The sequence below is a fragment of the Lentzea albidocapillata subsp. violacea genome (genome assembly GCF_900100275.1).
Taxonomy (GTDB): domain Bacteria; phylum Actinomycetota; class Actinomycetes; order Mycobacteriales; family Pseudonocardiaceae; genus Lentzea; species Lentzea violacea.
This window is the reverse complement of the sequence record NZ_FNET01000046.1, coordinates 1-14,967: the sequence shown is the minus strand read 5'-3', so window position 1 is coordinate 14,967 and position 14,967 is coordinate 1. Positions and strand designations below refer to the sequence as shown.

Annotated in this window: 26 protein-coding genes and 1 pseudogene; 8 read left to right on the top strand and 19 right to left on the bottom strand. The window is 67.9% G+C overall.

The features are described from left to right. Both BLR21_RS41275 and BLR21_RS41270 read right to left on the bottom strand, forming a co-directional pair. Positions 1 to 736 (bottom strand): FAD-dependent oxidoreductase (locus tag BLR21_RS41275; RefSeq protein ID WP_143028145.1); only part of this gene is annotated, 736 nt, incomplete at its 3' end. Between the two features lie 146 nt (positions 737 to 882). Then, positions 883 to 1,443, bottom strand: coding sequence for a carboxymuconolactone decarboxylase family protein (locus BLR21_RS41270; protein ID WP_090015555.1), 561 nt, complete (start codon positions 1,441 to 1,443; stop codon positions 883 to 885). A 361-nt stretch (positions 1,444 to 1,804) separates the two neighbouring features. Here BLR21_RS41270 and BLR21_RS41265 point away from each other — a divergent pair, with 361 nt between their 5' ends. The 6 genes from BLR21_RS41265 to BLR21_RS41240 all read left to right on the top strand — a co-directional run bounded on the left by BLR21_RS41265 (position 1,805) and on the right by BLR21_RS41240 (position 4,271). Beyond that, on the top strand, positions 1,805 to 2,065 hold the full coding sequence (locus BLR21_RS41265; RefSeq protein ID WP_090015554.1) for a hypothetical protein: 261 nt from the start codon (positions 1,805 to 1,807) through the stop codon (positions 2,063 to 2,065). Beyond that, positions 2,055 to 2,315 carry a hypothetical protein gene (locus BLR21_RS41260; protein WP_090015553.1) on the top strand — a complete coding sequence of 87 codons (261 nt, stop codon included), beginning with the start codon at positions 2,055 to 2,057 and terminating at the stop codon, positions 2,313 to 2,315. Before BLR21_RS41265 ends, BLR21_RS41260 begins: the two co-directional genes overlap by 11 nt. A gap of 5 nt (positions 2,316 to 2,320) precedes the next feature. Beyond that, complete coding sequence (locus BLR21_RS43070; RefSeq protein ID WP_176930041.1) at positions 2,321 to 2,494, top strand: hypothetical protein; 174 nt, start codon at positions 2,321 to 2,323, stop codon at positions 2,492 to 2,494. Positions 2,495 to 2,773: 279 nt separating this feature from the next. Beyond that, complete coding sequence (locus BLR21_RS41250) at positions 2,774 to 3,250, top strand: hypothetical protein (protein WP_090015551.1); 477 nt, start codon at positions 2,774 to 2,776, stop codon at positions 3,248 to 3,250. A 150-nt stretch (positions 3,251 to 3,400) separates the two neighbouring features. Beyond that, complete coding sequence (locus BLR21_RS43065; protein ID WP_090015550.1) at positions 3,401 to 3,589, top strand: hypothetical protein; 189 nt, start codon at positions 3,401 to 3,403, stop codon at positions 3,587 to 3,589. Then, complete coding sequence (locus BLR21_RS41240; protein ID WP_256335261.1) at positions 3,570 to 4,271, top strand: ankyrin repeat domain-containing protein; 702 nt, start codon at positions 3,570 to 3,572, stop codon at positions 4,269 to 4,271. Before BLR21_RS43065 ends, BLR21_RS41240 begins: the two co-directional genes overlap by 20 nt. Before the next feature lie 6 nt (positions 4,272 to 4,277). On the opposite strand, the gene BLR21_RS41235 is transcribed toward BLR21_RS41240, so the two are convergent. Next, entirely contained in the window at positions 4,278 to 4,556 is a 279-nt protein-coding gene (locus BLR21_RS41235; protein ID WP_218131128.1) for a YnfA family protein, read from the bottom strand. A 38-nt stretch (positions 4,557 to 4,594) separates the two neighbouring features. Here BLR21_RS41235 and BLR21_RS44325 point away from each other — a divergent pair, with 38 nt between their 5' ends. Beyond that, positions 4,595 to 4,720, top strand: coding sequence for a hypothetical protein (locus tag BLR21_RS44325; RefSeq protein WP_256335260.1), 126 nt, complete (start codon positions 4,595 to 4,597; stop codon positions 4,718 to 4,720). A gap of 64 nt (positions 4,721 to 4,784) precedes the next feature. On the opposite strand, the gene BLR21_RS41230 is transcribed toward BLR21_RS44325, so the two are convergent. The 3 genes from BLR21_RS41230 to BLR21_RS41220 form a co-directional block, all read right to left on the bottom strand. Then, a complete protein-coding gene (locus tag BLR21_RS41230; protein ID WP_090015548.1) occupies positions 4,785 to 5,225 on the bottom strand; it encodes a MerR family transcriptional regulator in 441 nt (146 codons plus the stop codon). Further along, positions 5,222 to 5,557: a hypothetical protein gene (locus BLR21_RS41225; RefSeq protein WP_090015547.1), complete on the bottom strand. Its 336-nt coding sequence runs from the start codon at positions 5,555 to 5,557 to the stop codon at positions 5,222 to 5,224. Before BLR21_RS41225 ends, BLR21_RS41230 begins: the two co-directional genes overlap by 4 nt. Positions 5,558 to 5,701: 144 nt before the next feature. After that, positions 5,702 to 6,298 carry a methyltransferase family protein gene (locus BLR21_RS41220; RefSeq protein WP_090015546.1) on the bottom strand — a complete coding sequence of 199 codons (597 nt, stop codon included), beginning with the start codon at positions 6,296 to 6,298 and terminating at the stop codon, positions 5,702 to 5,704. A 65-nt stretch (positions 6,299 to 6,363) separates the two neighbouring features. Between BLR21_RS41220 and cmtR the strand changes: the two genes are divergently transcribed. After that, positions 6,364 to 6,690: a Cd(II)/Pb(II)-sensing metalloregulatory transcriptional regulator CmtR gene (cmtR, locus tag BLR21_RS41215; RefSeq protein WP_090015545.1), complete on the top strand. Its 327-nt coding sequence runs from the start codon at positions 6,364 to 6,366 to the stop codon at positions 6,688 to 6,690. A 25-nt stretch (positions 6,691 to 6,715) separates the two neighbouring features. Here cmtR and BLR21_RS41210 read toward each other — a convergent pair whose 3' ends face one another. The 13 genes and pseudogenes from BLR21_RS41210 to BLR21_RS41160 all read right to left on the bottom strand — a co-directional run. Continuing rightward, positions 6,716 to 7,372 carry a DUF305 domain-containing protein gene (locus BLR21_RS41210; RefSeq protein WP_090015544.1) on the bottom strand — a complete coding sequence of 219 codons (657 nt, stop codon included), beginning with the start codon at positions 7,370 to 7,372 and terminating at the stop codon, positions 6,716 to 6,718. Positions 7,373 to 7,472: 100 nt separating this feature from the next. Then, entirely contained in the window at positions 7,473 to 7,655 is a 183-nt protein-coding gene (locus BLR21_RS44575; protein WP_338061100.1) for a hypothetical protein, read from the bottom strand. A 6-nt stretch (positions 7,656 to 7,661) separates the two neighbouring features. Then, positions 7,662 to 8,072 carry a vitamin K epoxide reductase family protein gene (locus BLR21_RS44570; RefSeq protein ID WP_338061099.1) on the bottom strand — a complete coding sequence of 137 codons (411 nt, stop codon included), beginning with the start codon at positions 8,070 to 8,072 and terminating at the stop codon, positions 7,662 to 7,664. Then, a complete protein-coding gene (locus BLR21_RS41200) occupies positions 8,069 to 8,755 on the bottom strand; it encodes a DsbA family protein (RefSeq protein ID WP_090015543.1) in 687 nt (228 codons plus the stop codon). Before BLR21_RS41200 ends, BLR21_RS44570 begins: the two co-directional genes overlap by 4 nt. Positions 8,756 to 8,833: 78 nt before the next feature. Further along, a complete protein-coding gene (locus BLR21_RS41195; RefSeq protein ID WP_143028144.1) occupies positions 8,834 to 9,208 on the bottom strand; it encodes a hypothetical protein in 375 nt (124 codons plus the stop codon). 22 nt (positions 9,209 to 9,230) lie between these two features. Further along, a complete protein-coding gene (locus BLR21_RS41190) occupies positions 9,231 to 11,276 on the bottom strand; it encodes a heavy metal translocating P-type ATPase (protein WP_090015541.1) in 2,046 nt (681 codons plus the stop codon). Continuing rightward, positions 11,269 to 11,679, bottom strand: a complete 411-nt coding sequence (locus BLR21_RS41185; RefSeq protein WP_090015540.1) for an ArsR/SmtB family transcription factor — start codon at positions 11,677 to 11,679, stop codon at positions 11,269 to 11,271. Before BLR21_RS41185 ends, BLR21_RS41190 begins: the two co-directional genes overlap by 8 nt. A 534-nt stretch (positions 11,680 to 12,213) precedes the next feature. Next, on the bottom strand, positions 12,214 to 12,363 hold the full coding sequence (locus BLR21_RS43060) for a hypothetical protein (protein WP_176930040.1): 150 nt from the start codon (positions 12,361 to 12,363) through the stop codon (positions 12,214 to 12,216). 31 nt (positions 12,364 to 12,394) lie between these two features. Then, positions 12,395 to 12,619 carry a hypothetical protein gene (locus tag BLR21_RS41180; RefSeq protein ID WP_143028143.1) on the bottom strand — a complete coding sequence of 75 codons (225 nt, stop codon included), beginning with the start codon at positions 12,617 to 12,619 and terminating at the stop codon, positions 12,395 to 12,397. A 153-nt stretch (positions 12,620 to 12,772) separates the two neighbouring features. Continuing rightward, on the bottom strand, positions 12,773 to 13,243 hold the full coding sequence (locus BLR21_RS41175) for a hypothetical protein (protein WP_218131127.1): 471 nt from the start codon (positions 13,241 to 13,243) through the stop codon (positions 12,773 to 12,775). A gap of 31 nt (positions 13,244 to 13,274) precedes the next feature. Continuing rightward, positions 13,275 to 13,748 (bottom strand): MarR family winged helix-turn-helix transcriptional regulator, encoded by a 474-nt coding sequence (locus BLR21_RS41170; protein WP_218131126.1) that lies wholly within the window; start codon positions 13,746 to 13,748, stop codon positions 13,275 to 13,277. Between the two features lie 318 nt (positions 13,749 to 14,066). Continuing rightward, entirely contained in the window at positions 14,067 to 14,594 is a 528-nt protein-coding gene (locus tag BLR21_RS41165; protein ID WP_090015537.1) for a carboxymuconolactone decarboxylase family protein, read from the bottom strand. Positions 14,595 to 14,661: 67 nt separating this feature from the next. Then, positions 14,662 to 14,967, bottom strand: a pseudogene (locus tag BLR21_RS41160) (MFS transporter); the annotation flags it as partial.

The following is a 14,967-nucleotide window of genomic DNA, read 5'->3' as shown; positions in this document are numbered from 1 at the left end:
CGAGGCGCACTCCCTTGGCATGCCGAGCTGCTTTGATCACGGTGGCCGAGGTCAGCACGCGCACTCCGTCAGCGGACAGGGCCGCCGACAGCGTGATACCTGCTCGGGGTTCTTCCCTGGGGACCAGGCGCTCGGTGGCCTCGATGATGGTCACCTCGGCGCCCAGCCGGGCGAACGCCTGGCCGAGCTCGCAGCCGATCGGGCCGCCGCCCAGTACGGCCAGTCGTGCGGGCAGCTCGGTCAGGTCCCACACCGTGTCGCTGGTCAGCGGTTCCACCTCGGCCAGGCCGGGCACCGGCGGGAGCGCGGGGACGGAGCCGGTGGCGATCAGAGCGTGCCTGAACCGCAGCGAGCGGCCATCGACCTTGAGTTCGTCCGGACCGGTGAACACCGCTGTGCCCTCGATGACCTCGGCACCGGCTTCGGACAGCGCCGCTGGCGAGTCGACCGGCTCGATCCGTTTGATCGCCCTGTACACGTGCGCCATCACCGCGGCGAAGTCGACCTGCGGCTCGACCGGGGTGATTCCGAACCGTCCTGCCGTGCGCATGGTCTGAGCAGCGTGGGCGGCCGCGATCAGCGACTTGCTCGGCACGCACCCAGTCCACAGACAGTCACCGCCAGTGCGGTCGCGCTCGACCAGCACCACCCGCGCGCCGAGCCGTCCAGCGGTCTTGGCGGCGATGATGCCGGCAGTTCCTCCGCCAACGATGGCCAGGTCATAGCCTCGAGTCACGCCGTGTCCTCTCGTCGAGCCATGCACTCATCGTCAAGCACACCAGGCCTGGCCACCGCACGGCCGAGGTGTGTCAGTCACCAGACACTGTCGTGGCCGCGCGATCGTGCGTGGCGCGGCGAGGTCGCCCGGCCGCGTCCTGCCGGTCACACGGTGCCACCGGCCAGGCCGGGGGCGGCCGGGATGTCCAGCTCGGTGTGCGCGTAGTGGTTGAAGTAGTTGGTGAACAGGTTCGCCACGACGTGCGTGAACAGCTCTGACAGCTCCCCCACTGCCCACCCCGCCTGCAAGGCCTGCTGCCAGGTGCCCTCGTCGACCTCGCCCACGTTGCCTGCGATCTGCCGGGCCACCGCCAGCAGCGTGCCAAGCTTGTCCTCGCCGTCGATCTGCTTGCCGCCGCGCAACGCGATCGTCTGTTCGAGGGACCAGCCCGCCTGCCGGCCCGCGGCGGTGTGCGCGGACTGGCAGTAGGCGCAGTTGTCGACCGCGCCGACGGCGAGGGCGATGGCTTCACGGATGCGGGCGTCGAAGCTGCCGTGCTCGGCGATGGCCTGCTGGATGCCGGTGTAGGCGGCCAGTACCACCGGCGCGTGAGCCATCTCGCCGTGGATGTTGAGCACCTTGCCGAACTTCGTCTGCAACTTCCGCAACGACTCTCGCGAGGCCTCGGGCGCGTCGTCAACGGCGTGCACTGGGAAACGAGGCATTGAAAGCATCTCCCTTGTCTCAACTGCCGGGGTCACGTTCAAGCTTTGACGCATGTCGCGGTTGGGGAAGGTGAAGTGTCGGTGAGCAGACACATGTGGAAGCTGATCGGTACCGGTATCAGGCACGGAGACAGCCGCCGAGCCCGACGAGCTTGTGGGCGCTGGTCGCCAGCTGGCCGGCTCTTGTTCGATGCACCCAAATCGGGTTGTTCATGCTCATTGCCCACGCGGTGGGTCGCCGGCATCCGGTGGCCTGGTTGCTGGGGCTGGCCGTCTTTCCGGCGGTGACGGTCGGCTGGCAGTGGTGGCGGTCCCGGCACAACCCCGAACCGCTGCATGCCACCGGGATCGTCGGCCACGTGTGGTCAACCTCGGCGTCTTCTTCGCGTTGTATCTCACGTGCTGGTACGCGCCGCCGATCGACGTCCTAAGCGACGCGGCTCTGTTGTTCTACGACAGCTCGATGCTGCTGGCCGCCGCGCGCGGTTACGCGGGCTGCGAGGTGCTGGCCGTGTCGAACTGGTTGCTGCACTGTCATGACCAGATCGGCTGTATGCCGTTCTGGCCGATCGACGCCCTTGAGACACGACACCGCCCCACGGAGGTACGAGATGCAGGTTGAGTTGTTGCTCGCCCCGGACTGCCCGAACGCGGCGGCGGCCAAGATCGCGCTGACCGAGGCGCTGCACGAACTCGAGCTCACCGTTTCCGTGGTGGAGCGGGTGGGCGACTTCCCGTCGCCCACGGTCCTGGTCGACGGCGTCGACGTGATGAACGACCACGCCGGCGCACCGGAGATGCGCGCCTGTCGGCTGCACGTGCCCACGGTCCCGAAGCTGCTGGCTGCCTTACAGAGAACAGCCGAGGAGTGAGCGCGATGGCGACCTGCGATGAGGTGCCGGACAAGTCGGTACGCCTGCTCCCCCGCATCACCGCGGACTCGGTCCGCCTGGTCTGGGCCGCCGCACCCCGCCTGCTGATCGTCAGCATCGTGCTGAAGCTGCTCAACGGTACCGGGCTCGCGGCGACGCTGGTGTTCGGCCGGATCTGATCAGCTCGGTCCTCGTCACCGACGCCACCAAGCCGGTATCGGCGCTGTTGGCCCTCAGCTGGCGACCGTGTCGGGATAGTCGCCACTATCGGGCTGATCACCGCCGCAGGCCGCGAGGTCCGGAAACTGCTCTCGGAGATCACCGCGCGGCACGCCAAGCAGGCGATCATCGACGTGGCGACGGAAGTGGAGCTGTCCGCCTAGGAGACGCCGAACTTCCACGACCGGCTGCTGCGCGCGTCGGCCGCCGAGCACCGGCCGATCCAGATGGTCGACGGCGTGGTCGGCACCATCGGCTCGCTCGCCTCCATCGGCGGCATCGTCGTCGCACTGCTCACCATCCAGCCGTGGCTGGTGCCGCTGCTGTTCCTGGCCGGCCTGCCCCTGTTGATCGGTGTGGTGAGGGCCGGGCAGGCGATGTTCGGGTTCCACCTGCGAATGACCACGGTGGCCCGCGCCCGTGGCTACCTGTACCGGCTGCTCACCGCGAAGGACCCGGCCAAGGAGGTCCGCGCGTTCGGGCTGGCCGCCTACTTCACCACCCGGCACACCGTTTTGTACGACCAGCACATGGCCGAACTCCGCAAGACCACGCGGAAGCGGTTCCGCATCGCGGTGATGTCCACCGTCGGCCTGTCACTGGCCCTCGGCGGCGGGCTGGCCGGGCTGCTGGCCTGGCGCTGTCCGGACGCCTGGCGCTCGCCGAGACCGCGACTGCGGCTGCGGCGCTGCTCATACTCTGCGAGCGGATCCTGACCACAGTGAACAGCATCGGCGACCTCTATGAGGCTGGGTTGTTCACAGAGGATTACACGAACTTCCTCGCCACGGCGCCACATCAGCACGGCCACACCGGGACCTGGCCCGAACCTGCGAAGTTCGACAGGATCACCGTAAGGACGAACAGTGCTGCTGATCTCGCACCGCTACAACACCGTTCGCGACGCCGACCACATCTACGTGCTCAACGAGGGCCAGATCATCGAACACGGCGACCACGACGAGTTGATAGCGAAGAATGGCGTGTACGGCGAGCTGTTCACCCTCCAAGCCGCCGCCTACACCGGGAGACGCAGTGACCACACCATCCGCTGACGACTCACTCGCGACGGCGTTGACCACTGCCATCCACACTGGGGACACCGACGGTCTGCGGCAGCATCTCCGCGATCGCCCCGCTCTCGCCACCGCACGCATCAACGGCCGGTCGCCGCTGCACATCGCCACTGACTGGCCGGGACACTTCCCGAATGTCGCGAACACCATCGCCGTCCTCGTCGATGCGGGCGCCGAGGTGAACGCACGGTTCCAGGGCTCGCACTCGGAGACGCCGCTGCACTGGGCGGCCAGCAGTGACGACGTCGAGGCGCTCGACGCGTTGCTGGACGCGGGAGCCGACATCGACGCCGACGGCGCCGTGATCGCAGGCGGCACACCCCTGGCCGACGCACGGGCGTTCGCGCAGTGGCGCACCGCCCGCCGGCTCGTCGAGCGCGGTGCCACGACCACCCTCACCGACGCCGCGACACTCGGACTCCTCGACCGCGTGAAGGCCTACTTCCCCGGTGCCACAAGCGAAGAAGTGAACGTGGCCTTCTGGGGCGCCTGCCACGGCGGCCAACAGGAGTGCGCCGAATACCTTCTCGGCCACGGCGCCGAGCTGAACTGGACACCACCCTGGGAGCCGATGACACCGCTGGACGCGGCAGAACGCAGCAAGGCGACTGATCTCGTGCTCTGGCTGCGTGAGCGGGGGGCCAAGTCAGCCGTGAAATGACCGGCCTCAGCCCCGCGGCGCATACATGATCACGGCAACGCCGATCAGACAGACGCCGGCACCGATGTAGTCCCATCGATCCGGCCGGAACCCGTCCAACACCATGCCCCACGCCAGCGAGCCGGCAACGAAGACTCCGCCGTACGCGCCCAGCGCCAGCACACCAGCCGCGATCCACAAGAGACCGCGGTTTTCCCGCAGTCCTTGCCAGACCAGCCAGGCGCCGCCGATCTCCGCCACTGCGGCCAGCACGAACAACAGCACGGAACGTAGAACCGTCATGATCCAGAAGTCTGACAGCCACAACCGTCACCGGCGCACTGATGCCGCCGTCGGCGCCGGAGGACCAACCACGTGCCGACGGCGGCAACCGCGGCGACAAGCAGACCGACCAGCGCGTCATCAAAGCCGATCGCGGAGAAGAAGCCCGCCACCCCGGCGACTCCTAGCACCGGCACCAGACAGCACAGCAGGCACGCGGCGCCTGCAAACCAGGCGAACCGGCGGGTCTTGTCAGCAGCAGGAGCCCGCATCGGCGGCCTTCCCCTCGGCGAGGCCGGCGAACGGCAGCGGGCAGGACGGGATGTGCGAGCAGGCGATGAGATCGTCGCAACCGGCAGCCACCGCGGCACGCAACGTGTCCCGGATAACGCCGAGGTCCGCGATCTTCGACTCGACCTCGGCCAGCTTGGCCGTCGCACGAGCCTGCAGGCCCTGCTTACCGTGCCGGTGCGTCCCGAGGTCGAGCAGTTCGGCGACCTCGTCGAGGGTGAAGCCGAGCCGCTGGGCTGCCTTGATGACCCGGATGACGGTCACCGTCTCCGGCGGGTACATCCGGTGCCCGCCGAGCGTCCGGTCCGGCTCGGTCAAGAGGCCGACCCGCTCGTAGTACCGCAGCGTCTGCCGATTCACGCCGGCGGCGTCGGCTACTTCCCCAGCGCGCAACCCGGTCATGACGACATCTCCTCCGCCCGCGCCGCGAGCGCCTCGAGCACGTCGGCGTGCTGCTCTGGAACTTTGATCTCCAGGTGCAGGCTGCCGCCGGTCGCGATCAAGCTGAACGTGAAGAACGAGCAGCATCCGGTCTCACGCACGACGAGGTCGGCCGCCTGTGTGGCCACCTCAGCGGTGGGCACGAGTTCCAGCGACACCGACGTGCCGTCAGTGCGTTCGACGCTCCGTACCGCCTCCGTGAACAGTTCGTCGAACTCGGCGACACGCAGGGGACGTTCTTCGGTAGGCAACGTGCAAGCCTGTGGGACCCAGGGCTCAGTTTCTGTGCTCATGCTTCGACGGTAAGCCTGTACCTGGGTACCAGATGCAAGTCACTGACAGCCGCACCCGGCAGCGGACTTGTTGTGGTCGGGCCTCACCGCCCTGCCGGTCACGTGGGACGGCGGAACTTCCACCAACCAACGACGTGTCCCGGCTCAGCCCACACCGGGCAGGAAACGCCCAGCGCGCGAGGCATAGGTCGCGTAGGCCTGGCCGTGCGTGCGCAACAGGTACGGTTCCTCCACCACGCGAACCTGGATCTCGACTGCGACCACGAGCGCGACCAAGGCGATCAACGCGATCACGTTGGGCGCCAACGCGGTCAGACCAGCACCGGTCATGATCATCGCCGTGAAGACCGGGTTCCGCACATGAGCGAACAGGCCGTCCGTGACCAGAGCGGTTGATTCCGCCGGATCCACGCCGATCCGCCAGGACGCGCCCATCACCCGCTGAGCCGCCAACGTGGCCGCGATACCGCCGACCGACAACACCACGCCCGCTACATGACCAACTCGGCCGTCGAGAGCGTGAACCGGTGACATGACATCAGCCAGCTGCAGTGCGGGGGCCACGAGTCCCAACACGAGTGACAGCGCGAACAGCGCACCTCCCCACCACTCGACCGAACCGACTCGGCCGCGGATGCCGCGGAATCCGGTCGATCCCGTCGCACGCCACTGCGCCCAACTGCGCCAGCCGAACGCCAGCGCCAAATAGACCACGCACAGACCTAACGCCAAGCCAGCCATCCAACACTCCCAAGAGAACTATTCAGCAGTAGCTGTACTACAGCACCTGCTGTACAGTTCTGTCCATGCTGACCGGTGAAACGAGCGCGGCGGCGCTGGCCCGGCTGGGGCGTGCCCTGGCCGACCCCACCCGCTGCCGGATCCTCGTGTCCTTGCTCGACGGGCCTGGCTATCCAGCGCAGTTCGCCGACCAGCTGGAGCTGACCAGGTCGAACGTGTCGAACCATCTGTCATGCCTGCGCGGCTGCGGCCTCGTCGTCGCAACCTACGAGGGCAGGCAGGTCCGCTACGACCTAGCCGACCCGCACCTCGCCCGAGCTATGCGCGAACTCGTGGACGTCGTGCTCGCGGTCGATGTCGAATGCGTGGACGACCCGGTGAGCACAAGGTAGTTACACGGCGAGCAGCGTGCTGGTCTCAGCCGGTGCCGAGCGGCTGTGCGTTGCGGGAGGCGAGCATCGCCTTGAGCGTCAACACTTCGGCGTCCTGGCTGATCACCATGGAGTTGGCGAGGTTCTGCACGACAGGAACGGCCGCCTTGCCGGCCGCGTACCGCGACATCGCCCCGCCACCCTCGTGGTGCCGCGTCATCAGCTGAAGGAACAGCACGTCGAACTCCTTGCCGCTCAACCCTCGCAGCCGAGCGAGCTCCTGCGACGTGGCCATGCCTGGCATGCGGCGACCGTCCACCCCGGACGCGGAGTGGTGGTGATCAGCGTTCATCCACGTCATCAACTGACCAGCGGGCGCCTGCTCGAGTTCGCCCCACATGTTGAGCCAGCCCTTCATCCTGCCAATCTGCTCAAGCTGGGTCGACCCGATGTCGAACGCGATCTGGCGCACGTCGGTGTCGTCGCTGCGGCTCGGAACGAGGTTCGCCATCTGCACGGCCTGCAGGTGGTGCCATGACATGTCCTGGTTGAACCCGATGTCGACCGCGGTCGGTGCGTTGTCAGGCGAGCTGGAACGAGCGAGAGCAATACCTCCGGCCGCGCCGAGAAGCACCAGTGCGATGCCGATCGCGATGCCGATCATCCACCGGGACCAGTTCGAGGTCGTCGCTTGATCGTCCATCACATACCTCCCAGTGGGGGCGGGGAAGAAGGCCACGCCCCAAGACATTCATGTGAAACACAGCAGTAAGCGGCCAATGTGGACGAAGCACGCCCTCGCGCTACCCGATCAACGTCGTCCAGTAGAACCAGAACGCGTGCAGCACCGCGCCGGCGATGAGCAGGTACCACAGGGTGAGCACCACGCTGTGATATCCGGTCAGCACAGCCGTTGTCCGTCGTGGCGACGGCAGATGCCGTTGCTCCAGGTTGTGCAGCGTCGTGTACCAGAAGATCGGGATCATGACGGCCTACGCGGCCATGCAGTACGGGCACAGCGCCCCGATCACGTACAGGCTCTGGTAGATCAGCCAGTGCACGAATACGACGCCGAACGTGACACCGGCCTGCAAGCCCAGCCAGCACCAGCGCGGCAACACCGCACCAGCCGCCAGCACCGCGCCGATCGTGACGACCGCCGCGAACCCAGCGACGCCGAGCAGCGGGTTCGGGAAGCCGAACACCTCGGCCTGTTCGGTCTTCATGATCGAGCCACAGCTCAGCACCGGGTTGATGCTGCAGGTCGGGACGTAGTCCAAGTTCCTGAGCAGCGCGATCTTCTCGACGGTCAGCACGAAGGCCGCGACCAGGCCGATCCCGCCGCCCACGATGAGCAACCGCGGGAGCAGCCTGGTCAGGAACCGCACTTCGGTTGAGGTCACTTGGCCAGTTCTCGGTCGATCGTGGCCTTGAGCGCGCTGTAGCTCGGCGGACCCTGGAACTTGGTGCCGTTGATGAAGAACGTCGGGGTGCCCTGCACGCCCACGGTCACGCCGTCTTTGCGGTCCTTGAGCACGCGCTCCAAGGTGGCCGGGTCGTTCACGTGGGCTTCGAACTTCGCCATGTCCAGCCCGAGTTCGCGGGCGAAGCCGAAGAACGTCTCGCGGTGGGAGACCTGCTGGTCGCCCCAGTTCGCCTGGGTCTCGTACATGCGCTGGTACATCGCTTCGAGCTTGCCCTGCTTGCCCGCGGCCTCCACGACGGTGGCAGCCAGTTCGGCGTTGCGGTGGGCGGGAACCGGGAAGTAGCGCATCACGAACGTGACGCGGTCGCCGTACTCCTCGCGCAGCTTCTCCACTCCGGGATAGGCCGCGCGGCAGGCCTCGCATTCGAGGTCGAGGAACTCGACGACGGTCACCTTGGCGTTGGGCGCGTCGGAGAGCTTGTGGCTGTCGGGCCGTACGAGCGCGGCCGTCGCGGGCGCCGGGACAGGCCCGATGACGTTGCCAGAACCGGCCTGTTGCGGCGTCGAGGGTCCGGTGAGCTTGCTGATCAGGATGAAGCCTCCGACCACCACCACAACCACGGCGACGATGATCAGTGAAATCCGGGCGTTCTTGGTCATGACGACATACCTCTGCAACGGTGCGAAGAGTTGAGGGTGATCAAGCGCTGCCGAGGCCGGAGCTCGGCACAGCGCGATCTAGGTCCTCAGCACGCAGAGCTGGGTGAGCCGTACTTCTGGGCGCCGATCGGAACCCTGCCACGGCACAGGCGCGGACACGAAATTCACCGGAACCAGGCCGGGCAGGCGAAGTACCGCAACGGCGAGCAGGACGGCGAGAAGCGCCGCCAGGCAGGCTTCAGGCACCCCGCCGAGGTCTTCGAGGAGATCGGAAGCAGCAGCCGGGTCAGCGAACACCTGCATGCTGGACGCCGTGCATTGCGCGGTCGACACGACGTCGCGTTCGCACGGTGCGCCCTGGAGCAGCGCGATCCCGACGACCAGCGCGAGCACGGCAAAGACGCGCGCGAGACTCACTCGCGCGATCTTCCGCATCATGCAGGCGCCGGGCACGCGCTCCAGGCTAGCGGGCGGGTCAGCAAGCGTCGCAACAGCCGGAGTCACCCTGCTTCGACGTGCTCGCCACCGTGAGGTTCAACGCCTGCGGCGTGCTCGGCGTGACGGCCGTGACCTCGGGCAGCGGGGTGCTCTTGGCGGCACGGATGGCGTTGAGGATGACCAAGACCTCCGCGAACTCGTGCACGAACACGACCGTGGCCAGACCCATCACACCGAACGCCGCCAACGGGATCAGCACGCCGATGATCGCCAGCGACAGGCCGACGTTCTGCAGCATCACCCGGCGGGCGTGCCGGGCGTGCGCCAGGACCTGGGGCAGGTGACGAAGGTCCTCCCCCATCAGCGCCACGTCCGCGGTCTCGATCGCCACGTCGGTTCCCATGGCGCCCATGGCGATGCCGACATCGGCGGTAGCCAGCGCCGGGGCGTCGTTGACGCCGTCGCCGACCATCGCGATCCTGCGGCCGTTGCGCAACCGGTCCACCAGGGCGGCTTTATCCTCGGGCAGGAGTTCGGCGTGGACGGTGGCGATGCCCGCCTGGCCGGCCAGGGCGGTTGCGGTGGCGGTGTTGTCGCCGGTGAGCATCGCGGTGTCGATGTTCAGGCCACGCAGCCTGGTGATGACCTCGGGGGCTTCGTCGCGCAGCTCGTCGCGGACCGCGACGGCGCCGAGCAGAGTTCCGTCCCGTTCGAGGAGCACGACGGTGGCGCCTGCCTGCTGCAGCCTGTCGACCTCGCCGCGCAGCGATCCAGAATCAACCCAGCCGGGCTTGCCCAGCCGCACCGAGGCGCCGTTCAGAGTTCCGGTCAGGCCGTGACCGGGCACCGCGGTGACGTCGTCGGCGGCGGGCACGGTGTCCGCGGCCTGCAGGATCGCGCGGGCCAGCGGGTGCTCGCTGCGGGCTTCGAGTGCCGCGGCGGTGGCCAGCACCTGTTCACGGGTGTTCTCCCCGGAGGTCAGGACGTCCACGACGCGCGGAGCGTTGCGGGTCAGCGTGCCGGTCTTGTCCAGCGCGACCGTGCCGATGCGGCCGAGTTCCTCCAGCGCGGCGCCGCCCTTGACCAGTGCGCCCTGCCTGCTCGCCGCACCCACGGCGGCGACGACGGTCAGCGGGATGGAGATCGCCAGCGCACACGGCGACGCGGCCACCAGCACGACCAGCGCGCGTTCCAGCCACACCATCGGGTCGCCCAGCAGTGCTCCGATCCCGGCGATGAGCACGGCCAGGATCATGATCGCCGGAACGAGCGGGCGAGCGATGCGGTCGGCCAGCCGCTGCCCGGTGCCCTTGCGGTCCTGGGCCTCTTCGACGATGTGCACGATGCGAGCCAGCGAGGAGTCCGAAGCTCGTGCGGTGACCTCGACCTCGATCGCGCCACCACCGTTGATCGCGCCCGCGTACACCGCGCCATTTGGACCGGCCTCCACCGGCACCGACTCGCCCGTGATCGCCGACAAGTCCAGATTGGTGTGGCCGGAGCGGATGATGCCATCGGTCGCGGCACGTTCACCGGGGCGCAGCACCATGCGGTCGCCGACCACGAGCTCGTCCGGCGCGACCTGCAGCTCGGTCCCGTCGCGCAGCACCGACGCGGTGGGTGGCACCAGCCCCAGCAGCGCCCGCAGGCCGCGGCGGGTGCGGACGATGGCGTAGTGCTCCAGTCCTTCGGCGACGGAGAACAGCACGCCGAGCATGGCGGCCTCGGTGATCTGCCCCAACGCGACCGCGCCGATCGCGGCGATCGTCATCAGGGTGGCCACACCGACCCGGCGACGAAGCAGGTTGCGCACCGCCCCTGGCACGAACGAGACCGCGCCCACCACCGCCGAGGCCAACGTCAGCCCGTTGCCCACCAGCTCGGCGCCCGTAGAACCGATCCACCAGCCGACCGCCAGCAGTACCGCCGCGACGGCGGCCAGCTGCAACTCGCGAACCTGCCACCAGCTTCCCGGCCCCTGCTCGGGACCGTGGTCACCGTCGTGCTCGTCGGCCTGCTGGTAGCCCTGCGCCGTCGTCGTCCTCGACCGCGGCTCCTGCGGCCCGCAGCACTCGTCAGCCACGACTCATCCCTCCAGCGCTGTCGGCCATGCCCACGGGCACGACCTCGTCCGTGTGCTCTGTGAGAACTGCGGCGACCAACGCCCGGCCACGCCCGGTCAGCGCGTACATCACGAGCTTCCCGTCACGCCGGGCCGACACCAGTCCGGCGATCTTGAGCTGCCGGAGGTGGTGCGAGGTCAGGTTCTGCGCCGCACCGACGACCCACGAGGCGTCGCACACGCACAACTCCCCGCCGGCCAGCAACGCCGCGGCGATCCGCAACCGCGTGGGATCGCCCAGCGCCCGCGCCGCCGCCGCGGCCGACTCCACCGCGGACAGCTCCGGCAGGCCCGTCCGGATCTCCTCGGCGTGCGGCAGGTCCAGGCACAACAGGTCACAGGTGTCCCGGCGCTCGTCAGTCACATGCATATCCTAACGCTCATCGATATGTTGGAACAAGCTTCGGTGAGCGTCATCTCAACACTCATTGCTATGTTGGCATCTACGCCGTGCCGACACCGGCACTCCCGATCTGCGCGTCACCTTGGCTTCGCCACGTCGTACTCAACGCCGCCCGCCGGGAACGCAGTCCTTCCAAGGCGACATCGGCCACTACCGCCGCTACGTGGCCAACCAGGAAGCCCGGCCACTACTTCAACAACCCTCGCAAGCCTTGCGCCGGTCATGGCGGACTCGCGCCGCTGATGATGCAACGAGCCCTCACCACCGCCAACGACGATTCGCCACCCTCGTCGGCGGCACTCAGAACGACATCGCGGTGCCACGTACCGGCAAGGTCTACAAGCCAAACGAATGGGTCTTCCCAAGCAAGTGAGTTTGGGCGCACTCCACTAAGGACAGTCGACGCTCACTACGCGAAGGTGAGCTCCTGGTCGATGACGACTGCGGCGATCAAGCCGGCAGCAGCGGCAACCCCGACCTGTCCGCGGCCGAGGATCATGGATTCGCGCCGGGCAAGATCCCCGGCGGCGATACTCCCGGCACGGTCGCCTGCTGGATCTCGTCGACCTTGACCGCGCCGTCGGGCAGCATGTCGCAACCCAGCTGCTGCGCGAAAGACGCGGCCTGGCGAGAGGACGAATGCACGAACAGAGCGGCACGATCGAACGAGTCACCGTCAGCGAACCTCCATCACGCACCCGTCGCAAGACTGGACGACACGGCTGATTCCTCGCTCGTCGATCGACACTCCCGCACCGGCGAGCATCGCACGCTGAGCTTCGTCCAGCGGCTGCCCACCAGTACATGCGACGACATCGGAACTGAAGCCCGAAGCCAACCGAACGGCCTTGGCGATGGCGAAGTAGTCGGTTGTGAGCACGGCCAGCGGGCGGTCCCGCACCTCATATCCGACACGGCGTGCGGTCAACTCACGGTCGGCGACGACAGTGAACTCACCGCGTTGGCCGCCGATGCTCGGCTCGCACGACGTAGGACACGACACTCCTGTGGTTGCGCGGAACTCCTGTACAGGACACCGGCCCGAGCTGCCGTGTCAGCGGGTGGCGTGCGGGCCGTGGTCACCGACTTGGGCGTCGAACCAGGCGTGCAGGGCATTGCGAAGCTCGACGTCGGCGGTGGTGTAGGTGGCACGTGCTCCGTCGCGGGTGTTTTCGTACTCGATGGCGATTCGTCCACCGTGGGCACGGAGCGATTCCAGTCCCGGCATCTCGTTGCCGTGGATGCGGGCGGGATCGGTGAAGTCGCCGCGCCGGAAGCGGTCGACCTCTGCGGTCAGGTGCTGCTGGATGAGAGTGATCTGGGCAGTGTCCTGCGGGTCGTCGGCGATGACGGTCTGCACGCCGCCGGTGTCGGTCTTGGTGAACTGGTGGGTGGTGCGCTCCAGGTCGAACGGCATGACCGACGCGCCACGTTCGGCGACCTCGGCCTGCCGGTCGGAGGGCGCCGGTGTCGATCGGGCGTCGGCACATCCGCTGTTCAGCGTGACGGCAGCGACGGCAGCCACCAGAACCAGGGCTCGACGAGCTTGGGGGCGGTCAGGACGGTTCAACAGCGGCCTCCGCGAGGATCTGGAGCGCGCGCACCACGGCGGCGCGTTGGTCTTCGGGTACACGATCGAGCAGGGCTGCGAGCCGGTCTCGGCGGGTGTCGGCCTGCCGAGCGGCAGCGGTGGCACCCGCGTCGGTGAGTACAAGCAGCACGCCGCGGCCATCGCCATCTGCGGCCTCCCGGTGCACCCATCCCCTGCCGACCAGGTTCGTGACCAGGCGGCTGACGGTGCTCTTCTCCAACCGCAACCGGCGAGCCAGTTCCACCTGACGGATCCGCCTCTCTCGGGCGATTTCCACCATGGCGTGCGCCTCCGAAACGGGGAGTGGCTGCCCGCATGGCGTGCGGTCGGGCTGATGGAGGCCGAAGTTGCGGACGAACCGCATCAGGGCTTCCTGCGCCGCGTCCGTGTGCTCACCTTGCATGGTTCGACCGTACAACCAGATGGTTCGGTGATGCAACCAGTTGATCCTGCGCCGGTCACAGGCGGCACTGTTGGGCGACCTCTGCCGCGTACCTGGTCGACCAGCTGGTTCCGCCCACGCGCTGCGGAATCGAGTAGACCTGAAGACGAGCGGCCGACGTGCTCGACCGTGTCGTCGAGCACGGCGACCTGCTGAGGGTGTTGCCCGAAGGACCAGCGACTCTGTCCTCTAACGGAAAGCGGACGCCTTGCGGCCGCGGGCGCGGCGAGTCGACTGGTCCGCACCTTCACTTCGAGATCTGGGACAGCGGTGGCCGCAAGCTCGACCCTCTGATGTGGTTGCGAGGGAAGAAAATCATGGCCTGGTGATCGACGGTTCGATGCCCGCGACGAGGTTGAACGCGCCGGTGAGCAGGTTGAGAGCTACGACTCCGACCACGTCGGCGATGACTCGGTCGCTCCAGCCGTGTGCCCGGAGGCCGGCGAGGTCGTCGTCCGAGATGCCGGATGGCTCCGCGAGAACGCGCACGGCGAAGGCGATCAGTGCCGCCTCGCGTGGATCGACGGCGGTGCCCTGGCGGGCGAGGACGATGTCGCTGTCGCTGACTCCGTTCGCACGGGCAGCCTCGGTGTGCGCTGCCAAGCAGGTGCCGCAGCCGATCCACTCCTGCGCTGCGAGGGAGATCTTCTCGCTGAGAGCGCGCGGCAGCTTGACGCGCTTGAGCGCTCGCGAGAAGTCCAGGTAACCCTGGAGCAGCGCGGGTGAATGAGCCATGCTGCTCACCATGTCGCCGACCGAGCCGCGGCGCGTGATGATCTCGGTGAGCAATTCACGAGACTTGTCCGGGGCGGCCGCCGGGACGAGGGCGGGGATTCGTCGCATGTGGAACTCCTGAAGCGGGTGTGTTGCCGCCCGCCTTCGTGAGGCGGGCGGCAACCCGGTTGGATGATCAGGCGGCGGCAGGCTCGCGCTCGGCGTCCGGGGCAGATGCACGGCTGCCGCGCAACGTCCCAGCCGCGATGAGCGCGCCCACCACCGCGATGCCGGCGGCACCGATGAACGCCGCGGACACACCGGTGGTCAGGGCGTTGGCGTCACCGAGCTGACCGGCGCCGTACGAGGCGGCCAGTGCGGTCATCGCGGCCAGGCCCAGAGCGGATCCGATCTGGTAGCTGGTGTTGACGATGCCCGACGCGAGGCCGCCTTCCTCCGGACGTGCGCTGGAGATGGCGGTGCCGAGCGAGGGAATGAACGC